Genomic DNA, 15,546 nt, shown 5'->3' with positions numbered 1-15,546 from the left:
GTGTAGTGGTTAACATGCCTGCCTGTCACGCAGGAGATCGCCGGTTCGACCCCGGTCGGGACCGCCATTTTATATAAAGAAAAGAACGAAACAAGTTGTTTCGTATTTTTTTATTTGTTTTAACAAAAAACTAATAAAGACAGTCAAACTATCCTTAGGAAAACTCCTAAGGACTTTTTTATATATTTAAAACCTGTATAATAAAGAGCAGAGAACATTGTGAATAAAGTAGGTGAAGTCTGTGAGTAAATATGAAGTAATAACAAAATCTTCTGAGGAAACACAAAGATTATCAGAAAAACTAGGTGAACTTGTCGGGGCGCAAGATGTAATTATTTTAGAAGGAGATCTTGGAGCTGGAAAAACGACTTTTACAAAAGGACTAGCAAAGGGTCTTGGTGTGAAAAGAGTTGTAAATAGTCCTACCTTCAATATTATTAAAGAATATAAAGGAAGATTGCCGCTATATCATATGGACGTATATCGTTTAGCGGAAAGTGAAGAAGACTTAGGTTTTGATGAGTATTTCTACGGTGAAGGGATTACAGTAGTAGAATGGGCTTATTTAATAGAAGCATATTTACCGAATGAAAAGTTACAAATCAGTTTATTCCATGCTGGAGATGATACAAGGAAAATTGTACTCGAACCAATTGGAAATCGCTATATTAGATTATGTGAGGAGCTATTACAAGATGAAAGTACTAGCAATTGATACTTCAAATTACGTAATGGGTGTATCCCTTATTGAGGAAGGGAACGTGATCGGAGAAATCATTACAAATTTAACAAAAAACCATTCTGTACGACTTATGCCAGCTGTAGAGAAGCTTTTAAAAGAATGTGGTGTAAAACCGAAAGAATTGACTAAAATCGTTGTAGCAGCTGGACCTGGATCATATACAGGTGTTCGTATAGGTGTGACAGCTGCAAAAACATTAGCTTGGTCGCTTCAAATACCAATTGTAGGTGTATCAAGTCTAGAAGTAGTGGCAGCAAATGGTGCTAATTTTAAGGGATTAATCTCTCCTTTATTTGATGGTCGACGTGGTCAAATTTACACGGGGCTATATACATATGAAGGGGAGCAATTAACTTCAATAGAAGAAGACCGAATTATGCTTATTGTTGACTGGTTGCAAATGTTAAAAGATAAAGAACAGCCTGTTTTATTTATTGGTAACGATGTTAAATTGCATAAAGAAACAATTATAGAATACTTAGGTGATCAAGCTGTATTTGCTCCTTTCACTAAGAATAACCCAAGACCAAGTGAGCTAGCATTTTTAGGGTTACAAAAAGAAGAACAAGATGTGCATACGTTTGTACCTAGTTACCTGCGTTTAGCGGAAGCTGAAACAAACTGGTTAGAAAGTCAAAAGAAGTAGAGGTCTATAGAAAATGGATATGATATTTAGAAAGATGGCACTCGATGATATTGCTCAAATTGTAGCTATTGAAGAAGCATCTTTTTCAACTCCTTGGACTGCAGATGCCTTTCAACGTGAATTAGCGATGAATGAACATGCACATTATTTTGTGCTAGAAAAAGATGATCGCGTAATTGGTTATTGTGGATTGTGGATAATTATTGATGAATCACATATAACAAATATAGCTATTTTGCCAGAGTACCGAGGTCAAAAGTTAGGAGATGCCTTATTGAAAGAAGTTATTTCGGAGGCGAAAGACCTAGGAGTAAAAACGATGACACTTGAAGTACGCGTATCAAATGAAGTAGCAAAACAGTTATACAGAAAATACGGATTTCAAAATGGTGGGATTCGTAAACGATACTATGCAGACAATCAGGAAGATGGTCTCGTAATGTGGGTGAATATATAATGGAAAAAAACACGATTATACTTGGTATTGAAACAAGCTGTGATGAAACAGCAGTAGCAGTTGTTAAAAATGGAACGGAAATTATTGCGAATATCGTTGCATCACAAATTGAAAGTCATAAGCGTTTTGGCGGAGTCGTACCAGAGATTGCATCCCGTCACCATGTAGAAGAAATTACAGTTGTGCTAGAAGAAGCTTTAAAAGAAGCGAATATCACTTTTGAGGATATTGATGCAATTGCCGTAACAGAAGGACCTGGTTTGGTTGGAGCACTTTTAATAGGTGTAAATGCAGCGAAAGCTGTGGCTTTTGCGCATGATATCCCTCTAGTTGGTGTTCATCATATTGCTGGTCATATTTATGCAAACCGTTTAGTAAAAGAAGTACAATTCCCATTACTATCACTTGTTGTATCTGGTGGACATACGGAGCTTGTTTATATGAAAGAACACGGTTCATTTGAAGTGATCGGTGAAACACGAGATGATGCAGCAGGGGAAGCATATGATAAAGTAGCTCGTACGTTATCTATGCCATATCCAGGTGGTCCTCATATTGATCGCCTTGCACATGAAGGAAAGCCGACAATTGATTTGCCTCGTGCATGGCTAGAGCCGGATTCGTATGATTTTAGCTTTAGTGGATTGAAATCGGCAGTTATCAACACTGTGCATAACGCAAAACAACGTGGTATAGAAATTGCACCGGAAGATTTAGCAGCAAGTTTCCAAGAAAGTGTAATCGACGTACTTGTAACGAAAGCGTCTCGTGCGGCGGATGCATATAACGTAAAGCAAGTGCTCCTTGCTGGCGGCGTAGCTGCTAATAAAGGGCTTCGTGCACGTCTAGAAGAAGAGTTTGCACGAAAAGAAGATATAGAGTTAATTATCCCGCCGTTATCTTTATGCACAGACAATGCAGCGATGATTGCAGCTGCAGGGACCATTGCATACGAACAAGGAAAACGTGCGACATTAGCTTTAAATGCAAACCCAGGATTAGATATTGAAGCATAGTTATACACAAAATTAACCACAGCCTGTGGACAAAACCCATATTATCTGTTGATAATGTGGGTTTTGTTGTGTATATAAAATGTTGATAACTTTTCCAGTGATTGTGGATAATGTGGAAAAGTTATTTTGGGGTTTATTTTATAAAGGTGGATATGTGTATAAACTTGTGGATAAAGTGGATGAAGTCTGACCTTTAAATGTATTCTTTTTTGGGAAATAAAAAACAAGAAGATATCCTTAAAAAACATTTTGAAATATGCTCTAATTATAGGTGTCGCTAACAATGTCAAACTTTGTCGGTAAATTGATATCTTGTGTCGAATCGTTGATTTGTTTAAAAAATCATTTAGACAATATGACGTTGATTCCAACTAGAAGATAAAAAGGATGTCGCATAGTCAAAAATCCCGACTTATGAGACATCCTCTTTATTAATACTTTTATAAATGCAATTCTTCCCATTCTGCCATACAAGCTTCAAGTTGCTCTTGTAGTGTTTGCTTTTTCGTTGTAATTTCACTAGCCTTTTCATAATCTGCATATATTTCTGGTAAGCAAAGCTGATCTTCTAATGTAGCAATTTCTTCTTCAAATTCTATGATGTTTTGTTCTAGCTCCTCAATTTTCCGAGTGCGTTGACGCTCTAACTGTTTACGCTCTTTTTCTTCGAGATAATTTAATTTTTCTTGAGCTACAGTTTTTTGAACAGGTGCCTGATTTTCTTGCTGTTCAAATTCTGCACGTTCAATCATTTCATTTTTCTTTTCAACGTAGTAATCGTAATCGCCTAAATATTCTTGTGCGCCTTCTGTTGATAACTCAATAACGGTCGTCGTTACACGATTAATAAAGTAGCGGTCATGTGATACGAATAGAAGTGTTCCTGGGTAATCAATTAAAGCATTCTCCAAAATTTCTTTACTATTTAAATCAAGATGGTTCGTTGGCTCATCGAGAATTAATAAATTCGATTTTTGCATCATAAGTTTTGCGAGAGCTAATCGAGCTTTTTGTCCACCACTAAGAGAAGATACTGGCTTTAATACATCATCTCCTGTGAATAAAAAGTTACCTAGTATCGTGCGAATTTCTTTTTCAGGCTGCAATGGATATTCATCCCATAATTCATTTAAAACTCGCTTAGAAGATGTTAAGTTAGCTTGTTCTTGATCATAATAGCCAACAGATACATTGGATCCGAAAGAAACATCACCATTTAGTAGAGGTAACTTATTCACAAGTGATTTTAACAATGTGGATTTCCCGATTCCGTTCGGTCCAACTAAAGCAACACTATCCCCGCGAGTTAAGCGCATTGTTACATGTTCAATAATCGGATCCTCATCATAGCCGATAGTTGCATCCTTTACTTGTAAAACATCATTTCCGCTTTGTTTTTCAATATCGAAGTGGAAGGATGCTGACTTAGAATCACCTAATGGTCTTGTTAATAATTCCATTCGGTCTAATTGTTTACGACGGCTTTGCGCACGTTTTGTCGTAGATGCACGAGCTATATTTTTTTGAACGAAGTCCTCAAGCTTAGCAATTTCATCTTGTTGCTTTTCATAACGTTTCATTTCTTGCTCGTATAGCGCTGATTTTAAATCTAAATATTTACTGTAGTTACCAACAAATCGTCTGCTTTCTTTATTCGAAATTTCATATACTTGTGTAACGAGTTTATCTAAGAAATAACGGTCATGGGAAACGATTAGTATTGCGCCAGGATAGCCTTGTAAATATTGTTCAAGCCAAGTCAATGTTTCAATGTCCAAATGGTTTGTAGGCTCGTCTAAAATAAGTAAGTCTGGTTTAGTTAATAATAATTTACCAAGAGCTAATCGTGTTTTTTGCCCACCACTTAATGTGGAAATTGTCGTCTGGTGCATCTCAACTGGGAAGCCAAGACCACTTAAAATCGAACGGATATCCGCTTCGTACTGATAGCCACCTTGATCTTTATAATCTAATTGTAATTGGTCATAGTCAGCTAATAATTTCTCGTATATAGCCGCATTTGAAAAGTTTTCTTCTTTGCCCATCTCTTGCTCTAGCCTTCGAAGTTTTGTCTCCATTTGCTGTAAGTGTGTAAAGACGGTTAACATTTCATCCCAAATTGTTAAAGACGTTTCTAATCCGGTATTTTGAGCTAAATACCCCATTGAGACATCTTTCGGTTTTATAATTTCACCACCATCATGAGATAACTCACCAGCTATTATTTTTAATAATGTAGATTTTCCGGCTCCATTTCGTCCGACTAATGCGATACGATCTTTCGTTTGTACTTCCAATTTTATGTTTGCAAGAATCGTTTCTGCACCGTATAATTTCGAAAGCGCGTTTACTTGTAATAAAATCAATGTTTTCACCTCAAATAATTTCTTAACTTTGCCATGTTTATATTTCTCAATCATACTAAAAATAGTGTATAGTTTAAAATAAAGAGAGAATACTTCTTCTCTTTATTATACAAGGAAATTCATGAGTGCTAAACTTCTGTATTTGATTCAAGTATATGAATAAAGATAGGAAGAGAGGAGAGGTTATATGGATCAGCAAAAAATTCCACAGGCCACTGCCAAACGTTTGCCTCTATACTATCGATTTATCCAAAACTTATCTCTTTCTGGTAAGCAACGTGTTTCATCAGCCGAATTGAGTGAAGCGGTAAAAGTTGACTCCGCAACTATTCGAAGAGATTTTTCATATTTCGGAGCGTTAGGGAAAAAAGGATATGGATATAACGTAAATTATTTATTATCATTTTTCCGTGAAACACTCGACCAAGATGATATAACACGTGTAGCACTTATTGGAGTAGGTAATTTAGGGACCGCTTTCTTACATTATAATTTCACGAAAAACAATAATACAAAAATTGAAATGGCGTTTGACGTTAGTGAAGAGAAAGTTGGAACAGAAATCGGAGGCATTCCTGTATATCATTTGGATGAACTAGAAGAACGTTTATCAACTGATATACAAGTGGCAATATTAACAGTACCCGCTACAGTAGCACAATCTGTGGCAGATAGATTGGCAGAAACGAACGTGCATGGTATTTTAAATTTCACACCAGCACGCTTAAATGTGTCAGAGAATATAAGGATTCATCATATTGATTTAGCTGTAGAGTTACAAACACTTGTTTACTTTTTGAAGAATTATCCACAATAAAACGCAGAGGAAGCGACCTCTGCGTTTTATTATTGTTTTTTCTTTGTGAATTTAACTAAGATAAGGCGAAGTGCCAAATTAAAATCAATTGTTGCCATAACTGCAAATAGTATTGTCCACATATTCCAGATTGTATCTGTTACGTTTGTAATGGCGAAACGTGTAAAGATACATCCAAGAAGAAAGTACAATGCAGCCATGAACAATGGTGAGTTTCTCATACTAAAAATCCTCCGATAAAGCCTTGCATTTTTTCAGCTTCTTTAATCATTTCTTGAATTTGTTCATTGCTTACTAAAACTTGAGCAACTGCAACTAATGTATTCATTGCAACATGGGCTGCAATAGGGACGATAATACGCTTCGTTTTTACATATAAAAAGGCGAATACGAGCCCCATAGAAGTGTATACCAATAAGTGAGTAAAATCAAAATGAATCGCCGCGAATACAAGTGAACTAATGATAGCAGCAATAAAGAAGTTAAACTTCTTATAAAGTGTACCGAATAAAATTTTTCTAAATACGATTTCTTCCAAAATAGGTCCTATTATAGATATGACGATAAGGAACCAAGGTGTCGTTCTTGCGATGTCCATAAGTCTTTCTGTATTTTCAGAGCCAGGTGTAATCCCTAATAACCGCATTTCGATCATACCGGCAATACTTTGTGAAAATAGTGCTAAGAAAAATCCGATGAAAATCCATCCAACTGTAGCTGGAACAGTAGAGCGCATTTTATCTAAATGCCTGTCGCGAATGTCTGTTCTGAGTAACCAAAGTACAACGCATAATGCAATGAAAAAGCTAATGATAGCCCAATGACCAGTTATGAGCTGAATCTTTTCCTCTCTAGTAAATCCCCTATTATCGTATAGTCCAGTTTTCAGGAGAAGCGGTAACCCGGCAATGCCTGATAGCTGCATTAAAATGTATGTAACGATAACCCACCAATATTGTTTCTTCAAATGGTTTAACCATCCTTTCTAACTCTAGTGTATGAGATAAAGTAGGATAACATGTAAATATGCTACCTATCATATAAACTTTCATTCGAATTATGATTCTTTTGTAAATCTTTATTTGAAATTAAAATAGAAGACAGGAAAAAGTTGTGTGTTTAGCGAAAACAACTTAGGGTGTCTTTCATATTGTAACATACAAGAAGTGGGAACAACGATTCATATGGTAAAGGCAGTAGAAGAAGTAATGCTATATAGGAAAGTGTATAAAGTAATTTGCGAAAAAATTATGATTTTTTTACTTGCAAAAGAAATTGAGATTATTTATTATTAGAAGTGTGTTAGCACTCGTGTGACTTGAGTGCTAATAAATAAAATTTACACAACAAAATGAGGAGGTTATTGTTCATGCTAAAGCCATTAGGTGATCGCGTTGTAATTGAACTTGTTCAAGCAGAAGAAAAAACAGCAAGTGGTATTGTATTACCAGACACTGCAAAAGAAAAACCACAAGAGGGTAAAGTTATTGCAGTAGGTACAGGCCGAGTGCTTGAAAATGGTGAGCGTGTTGCTTTAGAGGTAGCAGCAGGTGATCTTATCATCTTCTCAAAATATGCAGGTACTGAAGTGAAATACGAAGGTACAGACTACTTGATTTTACGTGAAAGTGACATTTTAGCAATTATCGGTTAATTATATACATTTTAAAAATCCAAGGGGGTCAATTATTATGGCAAAAGATATTAAATTTAGTGAAGAAGCACGTCGTTCGATGCTTCGCGGTGTCGACACTCTTGCAAACGCAGTAAAAGTAACGCTTGGACCAAAAGGTCGTAACGTTGTACTTGAGAAAAAATTCGGTTCACCACTTATTACAAATGACGGTGTAACAATCGCAAAAGAAATCGAATTAGAAGATGCATTCGAAAACATGGGTGCGAAATTAGTGGCAGAAGTTGCTAGCAAAACAAACGATGTAGCTGGTGACGGAACGACAACTGCAACTGTATTAGCGCAAGCTATGATTCGTGAAGGTTTAAAAAACGTAACAGCTGGTGCAAACCCAATGGGTCTTCGTAAAGGTATCGAAAAAGCTGTTACTGCTGCAATTGAAGAATTAAAAGCGATTTCTAAACCAATCGAAGGTAAATCTTCTATCGCACAAGTAGCTGCTATTTCTGCAGCTGACGAAGAAGTAGGTCAATTAATCGCTGAAGCAATGGAGCGCGTTGGTAACGACGGCGTTATTACTTTAGAAGAATCTAAAGGATTCACAACAGAATTAGACGTAGTAGAAGGTATGCAATTTGATCGTGGATATGCATCTCCTTACATGATTACTGATTCTGACAAAATGGAAGCGGTTCTTGATAACCCATACATCTTAATCACTGACAAAAAGATTTCTAACATCCAAGAAATCTTACCAGTATTAGAGCAAGTGGTACAACAAGGTAAACCACTTCTTATCATTGCTGAAGATGTAGAAGGCGAAGCGTTAGCTACATTAGTAGTGAACAAACTTCGTGGTACATTCAATGTAGTAGCTGTTAAAGCTCCTGGATTTGGTGACCGTCGTAAAGCAATGCTAGAAGATATCGCAATCTTAACTGGTGGCGAAGTAATCACTGAAGAATTAGGACGTGACTTAAAATCTGCTACAGTTGAATCTTTAGGACGCGCTGGTAAAATCGTTGTAACGAAAGAAAACACAACTGTAGTTGAAGGTATTGGAAATTCACAACAAATCGAAGCTCGCATTGGCCAAATCCGCGCGCAATTAGAAGAAACTACTTCTGAATTCGATCGTGAAAAATTACAAGAGCGTCTTGCTAAACTTGCGGGCGGTGTAGCAGTAATTAAAGTAGGTGCAGCAACTGAAACTGAGTTAAAAGAGCGCAAACTTCGTATTGAAGATGCACTTAACTCAACTCGTGCAGCAGTAGAAGAAGGTATCGTTGCGGGTGGTGGTACTTCACTTATGAACGTATACACGAAAGTAGCTTCTATCGTAGCTGAAGGCGACGAAGCAACAGGTATCAACATCGTACTTCGTGCACTAGAAGAGCCAGTTCGTCAAATCGCAATCAACGCTGGTCTAGAAGGATCTGTAGTTGTAGAGCGTCTAAAAGGCGAAAAAGTAGGCGTTGGTTTCAACGCAGCTACTGGCGAGTGGGTTAACATGCTTGAGTCTGGTATCGTAGATCCAGCTAAAGTAACTCGCTCTGCACTTCAAAACGCAGCATCTGTTGCAGCTATGTTCTTAACAACTGAAGCTGTAGTAGCTGACAAGCCAGAACCAGCTGGTGCTGCTGGAATGCCTGATATGGGCGGCATGGGCATGGGCGGTATGGGCGGAATGATGTAATTCCGTTTGCTCGGAAAACATCCATTTCTATATAGAAATGGATGTTTTTTTATGTTTTTTAGAAAAGGAAATGAATTTCTGTAGAATTTTGTCGCTTTCTCTCTTGACCATATCGATACTTCATTGTTAGAATCTAGGAAGATAATATAAAACGATCCTTCATATATCCTCAAAGATAAGGTTTGAGAGTCTCTACCGGGTTACCGTAAACAACCTGACTATGAAGGCAGTGTGTCTTATATTTATAAAGAGCGGAGACTATCTTTCTTTATAAAGCCAGACCCCTGCCTTTTCTTTGTTATGAGACTAGAGGCGGAGGACTGGCTTTTTTTATTATATTAGTAATGCTTTTTGCCAAATTGGTGAAAATATTTATATACGAGAACTAACGTTGGGGTGATTATTTTGAAGAAGCAGCATGATACAATTATCGTTTTAGATTTTGGGAGTCAGTACAATCAGTTAATAGCACGTCGAATTCGTGAGTTCGGTGTATACAGTGAACTTCATCCACATACAATTACTGCAGAAGAAATTAAAGCAATGAATCCAAAAGGGATTATCTTCTCTGGTGGACCGAATAGTGTATACGGTGAAGGCGCATTACATTGTGATGAAAAAATCTTTGAACTAGGATTACCGATCTTCGGTATTTGTTACGGTATGCAACTTATGACACAACACTTCGGTGGTAAAGTAGAACGTGCAAACCACCGTGAGTACGGAAAAGCTGTTCTTAAAGTAGAGAACGAATCAAAATTATATGCGAACCTTCCAGAAGAGCAAGTTGTATGGATGAGCCATGGTGACTTAGTAACTGGTTTACCTGAAGGATTCGTAGTAGATGCAACAAGTGAGTCTTGTCCAATTGCTGGTATGAGCAATGAAGCGAAAAACTTATACGGTGTACAATTCCACCCAGAAGTACGTCACTCTGAGCACGGTAACGATTTAATTAAAAACTTCGTATTCGGCGCATGTGGTTGTTCTGAAGGATGGAACATGGAGAACTTTATCGAAGTAGAATTAGAGAAAATCCGTGAAACTGTTGGAGACAAAAAAGTACTATGCGCACTTAGTGGCGGTGTAGACTCTTCTGTTGTAGCAGTATTAATTCATAAAGCAATCGGCGATCAATTAACATGTATTTTCGTGGACCACGGTTTACTTCGTAAAGATGAAGCAGAAGGTGTTATGAAAACATTTAGCGAAGGCTTCCATATGAACGTTATTAAAGTGGATGCGAAAGAGCGCTTCATGAACAAGTTAAAAGGTGTAGAAGATCCAGAGCAAAAACGTAAAATCATCGGTAATGAATTCATTTACGTATTTGATGATGAAGCTTCTAAATTACAAGGTATGGACTTCTTAGCGCAAGGTACACTTTACACAGACATCGTTGAAAGTGGTACAGCAACTGCACAAACAATTAAATCTCACCATAACGTTGGTGGACTTCCAGAAGACATGCAGTTCAAATTAATTGAGCCTTTAAACACTTTATTTAAAGATGAAGTACGTGTATTAGGATCAGAACTAGGAATTCCTGATGAAATCGTATGGCGTCAACCATTCCCAGGCCCTGGTCTTGGTATTCGTGTATTAGGTGAAATCACAGAAGAGAAATTAGAAATCGTTCGTGAATCTGATGCGATTTTACGTGAAGAAATTATAAAAGCAGGATTAGACCGTGAAGTTTGGCAATACTTCACTGCGCTTCCTGGTATGCGTAGCGTAGGTGTTATGGGTGACGAGCGTACTTACGATTACACAGTAGGTATCCGTGCAGTAACATCTATCGACGGTATGACAGCTGACTGGGCACGTATCCCTTGGGACGTATTAGAGAAAATTTCTGTACGTATCGTAAATGAAGTAAAACACGTTAACCGTATCGTGTATGATATAACGAGTAAGCCACCAGCAACTATCGAGTGGGAATAGTATTGTAATAAAAAAGATCCATCTATCGTTTATGTATAGATGGATCTTTTTATTTTTCTTCTTAATACGAACGAAATTATAAAAGTTTATAAAAATGTTCGTTTTTAAATTGACAAAAGCCCATCATCGAGTTAATATGAGTATGTAATTCAAACGAAAAGTGAATATTATGCCGTCGTATAATATCGGGGATATGGCCCGAAAGTTTCTACCTAGCTACCGTAAATGGCTTGACTACGAGGCGTTTGTATAAAGATGAGGGGAAACTTGTCTTTGTTTATAGAACGCTTCCATGTATATGCAATGGAAGCCTTTTTTATTTTTCGAGATAAAAGAGGGCTAGGGTGAAATACGGCGAGTAATCATATAACGGGGGAAACGTAAGATGAAACGCTATTTTCAGTTTGATGAACTCGGCACAAATTATAAAACAGAGTTCATAGCAGGTTTAACGACATTTCTATCTATGGCTTACGTACTATTTGTCAATCCTGCTACGCTGTCGCTTGGGAATGTTAAAGGATTACCGGCAGGTACAGGAATGGATCCAGGTGCAGTATTCGTTGCTACAGCATTAGCAGCAGCGGTTGGTTCGTTAATTATGGGGGTATTCGCGAAGTATCCAATAGCATTAGCGCCAGGTATGGGAATTAACGCATTCTTTGCTTATACAGCGGTGTTAACGATGGGAATTCCGTGGCAAACGGCAATTGCTGGAACATTAATGTCAGGTATTATCTTTATTATTCTTACTGCTTCAGGTATTCGTGAAAAAATCATTAATGCAATTCCATCAGAGTTAAAGTTTGCAGTAGCAGCAGGTATCGGATTGTTTATTGCATTCCTTGGATTCCAAAATGCCGGAATTATCGTGAAAAATGATGCTGTCCTTGTTGGGTTGGGGGATTTAACAAAGGGCACAACGTTACTAGCAATCTTCGGAGTTGTTACTACGATCATCTTCATGATTAAGAAAGTTAATGGTGCAGTATTCTACGGTATGATTCTTACAGCGATCTTAGGAGTGGCAACGGGATTAATCGATACTCCGAAAGCTGTAGTGGGAGCAATACCGAGTCTAGAACCAACGTTCGGTGTGGCGTTAACTCACTTTGGAGACATTTTCACTGTTGAAATGGGTATTGTTATTATAACGTTCTTCTTTATCGATTTCTTTGATACAGCAGGTACGCTCGTGGCGGTTGCGAATCAAGCGGGATTAATGAAGAATAATAAATTACCACGTGCAGGAAAAGCACTATTTGCAGATGCGATTGCAACTGTAATCGGTGCGATTTTAGGTACATCAACAACAACGTCTTATATTGAATCTTCTGCAGGGGTAGCAGCGGGTGGACGTTCTGGATTTACGGCAGTTGTAACAGCAGGTTTCTTCTTATTAGCACTTTTCTTCTCACCACTATTAAGTGTTGTGACACCAGCTGTAACGGCACCAGCATTAATTATTGTAGGAATCTTGATGGTTTCATCTTTAGGAGAAATTGAGTGGAAGAAATTCGAGATTGCAGTACCAGCATTCTTTACAATCATCTCTATGCCACTTACGTATAGTATCGCAACGGGAATTGCGATTGGATTTATCTTCTATCCAATTACAATGGTTGTGAGTGGTCGTCGGAAAGAGATTCATCCAATTATGTATGTTATGGGAGTTTTATTCGTACTATATTTCATCTACGTTCGTAAATAAAAGGGGTTTTTTGAAAGGTCTAGACTTAAGGGGAGTCTAGACCTTTTTTGCGTCTTCAGAAAATCTTAAGGATTTCCAAGCGTTTTTCTTCAGAAGTTTTCCTATAATAGAAGTTAGGGATTAAAAAAGTGATGGGGGAGATATTGTGGCACACGAAACAATACTTGTCGTAGATGATGAAAAAGAAATTCGAAACTTAATTACAATCTATTTAAAGAATGAAGGATATAAAGTACTGCAAGCAGGAGACGGAGAAGAAGGTCTACGTTTATTAGAAGAAAATGAAGTGCACTTAGTTGTATTAGATATTATGATGCCGAAAATAGATGGCATTCATATGTGTATGAAAGTAAGAGAATCGAAAGAAATGCCAATTATTATGCTTTCGGCAAAAACGCAAGATATGGATAAAATTTTAGGATTAACAACAGGTGCGGATGATTACGTAACGAAACCATTTAATCCGTTAGAGTTAATCGCAAGAATTAAATCTCAGTTACGTCGTTATATGAAAATGAATGGTTTTGCTATTCAAAATGAGGACGAGTTAGAAATTGGAGAGATGAAGATAAACATCTCAACCCATAAAGTCATTGTGGATGGAGAAGAAGTGAAACTGACCCCGAGGGAATTTTCAATTTTAGAATTGCTAGCTCGTAATCCAGGTATGGTCTTTAGCGCGGAACAAATTTATGAAAAGGTTTGGAACGAACGATCTTTCCAGTCTGATAATACTGTAATGGTGCATATTCGGAAAGTACGTGAAAAGATTGAGGAGAATCCAAGGAAACCGAGATATATAAAAACGGTATGGGGAGTGGGGTATAAGATTGAAAAAGATATTTAATCCGTTTACTTATGTAAGGAAAACAAGAGAATTAATCGAGAAATTAGTGAAGAGCGTGCGGAAGAGTATAAGAATCCAGCTGATTACTACTTTTGCAGCTTGTGCGTTATTAGGAGTTTTGTCAACGAAAGCAGCCGCACCATTTTTTGAAAATGCAAATCGTGAGGCTACTATCGATTATCGAGCTGGTATGGAGCGAATTAATCAGCAAGCTCAAAGTGTGGCAAATAGTTCAGTTCATGAAAATAAATTAGAGGCTATATCAAGTATGATTGAACTAGAGAATCAAAATTTAGAACGAGGCTCTAGGGCCTTAAAGGTATTGGTTACTGACGAGAGTGGTAAAGTTTTATATAAGACGAAGCAGGCGCAAGAAGAGCAAATTGATTTGCATAACACGATTCGTAATGCAGCATCATTTGCGATTAATTATTCAAACGGTCGAGATGTATTTGAAAATACGAGAAAAGAATTTATATCTTTTTCGCCTATTACAATAGAAGATAAGAATTTATATATGTTCGTTAGCGGGATTCCGGATGGTGTAGTAATGTATGAGACACAGGAAGGACCATTCCCATTTTTCATAGGTGTACTCGTATTCATTTTCTCTTTCTTCTATATAACAAAGAGAAAGATGAAGCAAATTGAAGCGATGGCAGAAGGTGTAAAGGAAATAGAAAAAGGAAACTTAGCTTACCGTATTGAGAAGAAAGGTGAAGATGAGATTGCGTCTTTAACTGAGAATATTAATAATATGGCAGAAGAGCTTATGAATAATATAGAAAAGGAACGTAAATTAGAGAAGCAAAAGAATGAGCTTATTACGAATGTATCTCATGATTTGCGTACACCACTTACTTCTATCATGGGTTACTTGAGATTACTTCGAGATTCTAAATATGAAAATAAAGAGCAGCATGATGAATATACAAGAATTGCTTTTGCAAAGTCGGAGCAGTTAAAGAATTTAATAGAAGATTTATTTGAGTATACGAAGCTAACAAATGAGCAAGTTGTAATGGAAAAACAAGAGGTTTGTATAAATGAGTTATTGGAGCAATTAATAGAAGAGTTAGTACCGCAGGCAGAAGAGCATGGACTTATGTTTGTTAAGAAGTTTCCTGAGGAACGTACCTATGCAGCGATTGATTCAGAAAAGATGGTTCGTGTATTTGATAATCTATTAATGAATGCGATTAAGTATAGTAAAGATGATGGGGAGATAAAAGTTTCTCTTCAAAGGCAGCGCCAGGATATACAAATTGTAATTGCGAATCATAGTGAAGAGTTTACGAGAGAAGAGTTAGGGAGTTTGTTTGAACGCTTTTATAAGAAAGATCAATCTAGAAGTAGAGTAACAGAAGGATCGGGACTTGGATTAGCGATTGCGAAAAGTATTGTTGAGTTGCAAGGTGGTAGTATTCGAGCAGAATATGAGGATGGTATTATTCAGTTTATCGTCTCGTTACCAATTATAGAAAAATAATAAACGAATAGAATGGTATATGAAAAAGAGGCTTATTTTAAAGGAAATAAGCCTTTTTATATTTTTTTAGAAAAACATGTTGACGATTAAGGTTTAGAGGTGTAATATAAGACAAGTCGCCGATGCAATAACGCAGAACGCGGCAAACAAAATGAAAAACTTAGTTGACATTAACTAACGAA

At 37.1% G+C, this 15,546-nt stretch carries 15 protein-coding genes and 2 riboswitches; of the genes, 12 read left to right on the top strand and 3 right to left on the bottom strand.

Features of this window, described 5'->3' with window-relative positions:
* The first annotated feature begins 241 nt into the window (after positions 1-241).
* From tsaE to tsaD, 4 genes are read left to right on the top strand one after another with little or no spacing between them, the layout of a single operon-like run.
* The gene (gene tsaE, locus BAQ49_RS02815) at positions 242-715 is read left to right on the top strand and encodes a tRNA (adenosine(37)-N6)-threonylcarbamoyltransferase complex ATPase subunit type 1 TsaE (RefSeq protein ID WP_071744103.1); all 474 of its coding nucleotides are present in this window, start codon (positions 242-244) and stop codon (positions 713-715) included.
* A complete protein-coding gene (gene tsaB, locus BAQ49_RS02810; RefSeq protein ID WP_071744102.1) occupies positions 696-1,388 on the top strand; it encodes a tRNA (adenosine(37)-N6)-threonylcarbamoyltransferase complex dimerization subunit type 1 TsaB in 693 nt (230 codons plus the stop codon). Before tsaE ends, tsaB begins: the two co-directional genes overlap by 20 nt.
* Positions 1,389-1,401: 13 nt before the next feature.
* Positions 1,402-1,845: a ribosomal protein S18-alanine N-acetyltransferase gene (rimI, locus tag BAQ49_RS02805; RefSeq protein WP_071744101.1), complete on the top strand. Its 444-nt coding sequence runs from the start codon at positions 1,402-1,404 to the stop codon at positions 1,843-1,845.
* Positions 1,845-2,861, top strand: coding sequence for a tRNA (adenosine(37)-N6)-threonylcarbamoyltransferase complex transferase subunit TsaD (gene tsaD, locus BAQ49_RS02800; protein WP_071744100.1), 1,017 nt, complete (start codon positions 1,845-1,847; stop codon positions 2,859-2,861). The genes rimI and tsaD overlap by 1 nt, the downstream gene beginning before the upstream one ends.
* A 440-nt stretch (positions 2,862-3,301) precedes the next feature.
* On the opposite strand, the gene BAQ49_RS02795 is transcribed toward tsaD, so the two are convergent.
* The gene (locus BAQ49_RS02795) at positions 3,302-5,227 is read right to left on the bottom strand and encodes an ABC-F family ATP-binding cassette domain-containing protein (protein WP_208610839.1); all 1,926 of its coding nucleotides are present in this window, start codon (positions 5,225-5,227) and stop codon (positions 3,302-3,304) included.
* A 187-nt stretch (positions 5,228-5,414) separates the two neighbouring features.
* On the opposite strand from BAQ49_RS02795, the gene BAQ49_RS02790 reads away from it, so the two are divergent.
* Complete coding sequence (locus tag BAQ49_RS02790) at positions 5,415-6,044, top strand: redox-sensing transcriptional repressor Rex (RefSeq protein WP_000372704.1); 630 nt, start codon at positions 5,415-5,417, stop codon at positions 6,042-6,044.
* Positions 6,045-6,073: 29 nt separating this feature from the next.
* Here BAQ49_RS02790 and BAQ49_RS02785 read toward each other — a convergent pair whose 3' ends face one another.
* Positions 6,074-6,265 (bottom strand): YdiK family protein, encoded by a 192-nt coding sequence (locus BAQ49_RS02785; protein WP_001246201.1) that lies wholly within the window; start codon positions 6,263-6,265, stop codon positions 6,074-6,076.
* Positions 6,262-7,011, bottom strand: a complete 750-nt coding sequence (locus BAQ49_RS02780) for a CPBP family intramembrane glutamic endopeptidase (RefSeq protein WP_071744098.1) — start codon at positions 7,009-7,011, stop codon at positions 6,262-6,264. Before BAQ49_RS02780 ends, BAQ49_RS02785 begins: the two co-directional genes overlap by 4 nt.
* Positions 7,012-7,159: 148 nt before the next feature.
* On the opposite strand from BAQ49_RS02780, the gene BAQ49_RS02775 reads away from it, so the two are divergent.
* The 7 genes from BAQ49_RS02775 to ampS all read left to right on the top strand — a co-directional run bounded on the left by BAQ49_RS02775 (position 7,160) and on the right by ampS (position 15,364).
* The gene (locus BAQ49_RS02775) at positions 7,160-7,339 is read left to right on the top strand and encodes a hypothetical protein (protein WP_071744097.1); all 180 of its coding nucleotides are present in this window, start codon (positions 7,160-7,162) and stop codon (positions 7,337-7,339) included.
* Between the two features lie 74 nt (positions 7,340-7,413).
* The gene (gene groES, locus BAQ49_RS02770; protein ID WP_000917305.1) at positions 7,414-7,698 is read left to right on the top strand and encodes a co-chaperone GroES; all 285 of its coding nucleotides are present in this window, start codon (positions 7,414-7,416) and stop codon (positions 7,696-7,698) included.
* Positions 7,699-7,735: 37 nt separating this feature from the next.
* Positions 7,736-9,373, top strand: coding sequence for a chaperonin GroEL (gene groL / locus BAQ49_RS02765; protein WP_071744096.1), 1,638 nt, complete (start codon positions 7,736-7,738; stop codon positions 9,371-9,373).
* Between the two features lie 139 nt (positions 9,374-9,512).
* Positions 9,513-9,614: riboswitch (purine riboswitch) on the top strand.
* A gap of 164 nt (positions 9,615-9,778) precedes the next feature.
* The gene (gene guaA / locus BAQ49_RS02760) at positions 9,779-11,317 is read left to right on the top strand and encodes a glutamine-hydrolyzing GMP synthase (RefSeq protein ID WP_131802704.1); all 1,539 of its coding nucleotides are present in this window, start codon (positions 9,779-9,781) and stop codon (positions 11,315-11,317) included.
* A gap of 155 nt (positions 11,318-11,472) precedes the next feature.
* A riboswitch (purine riboswitch) is annotated at positions 11,473-11,574 on the top strand.
* Between the two features lie 128 nt (positions 11,575-11,702).
* Positions 11,703-13,028: an NCS2 family permease gene (locus BAQ49_RS02755; protein WP_071744094.1), complete on the top strand. Its 1,326-nt coding sequence runs from the start codon at positions 11,703-11,705 to the stop codon at positions 13,026-13,028.
* A gap of 145 nt (positions 13,029-13,173) precedes the next feature.
* Positions 13,174-13,875, top strand: a complete 702-nt coding sequence (locus BAQ49_RS02750) for a response regulator transcription factor (protein WP_071744093.1) — start codon at positions 13,174-13,176, stop codon at positions 13,873-13,875.
* Entirely contained in the window at positions 13,859-15,364 is a 1,506-nt protein-coding gene (gene ampS / locus BAQ49_RS02745) for an aminopeptidase AmpS (protein WP_071744092.1), read from the top strand. The genes BAQ49_RS02750 and ampS overlap by 17 nt, the downstream gene beginning before the upstream one ends.
* Positions 15,365-15,546: the final 182 nt, after the last annotated feature.

This window comes from Bacillus proteolyticus, from assembly GCF_001884065.1.
Lineage (GTDB): Bacteria > Bacillota > Bacilli > Bacillales > Bacillaceae_G > Bacillus_A > Bacillus_A proteolyticus.
The sequence above is the reverse complement of the archived record's forward strand: the minus strand, read 5'-3'. Positions and strand labels throughout refer to the sequence as shown.

Excerpts from the sequence above, each read along its gene's own strand:
- tsaB (WP_071744102.1), top strand. The coding sequence starts at position 696 with ATGAAAGTACTAGCAATTGATACTTCAAATTACGTAATGGGTGTATCC.
- rimI (WP_071744101.1), top strand. The coding sequence starts at position 1,402 with ATGGATATGATATTTAGAAAGATGGCACTCGATGATATTGCTCAAATT.
- tsaD (WP_071744100.1), top strand. The coding sequence starts at position 1,845 with ATGGAAAAAAACACGATTATACTTGGTATTGAAACAAGCTGTGATGAA.
- BAQ49_RS02790 (WP_000372704.1), top strand. The coding sequence starts at position 5,415 with ATGGATCAGCAAAAAATTCCACAGGCCACTGCCAAACGTTTGCCTCTA.
- BAQ49_RS02785 (WP_001246201.1), bottom strand. The coding sequence starts at position 6,265 with ATGAGAAACTCACCATTGTTCATGGCTGCATTGTACTTTCTTCTTGGA.
- groES (WP_000917305.1), top strand. The coding sequence starts at position 7,414 with ATGCTAAAGCCATTAGGTGATCGCGTTGTAATTGAACTTGTTCAAGCA.
- groL (WP_071744096.1), top strand. The coding sequence starts at position 7,736 with ATGGCAAAAGATATTAAATTTAGTGAAGAAGCACGTCGTTCGATGCTT.
- BAQ49_RS02755 (WP_071744094.1), top strand. The coding sequence starts at position 11,703 with ATGAAACGCTATTTTCAGTTTGATGAACTCGGCACAAATTATAAAACA.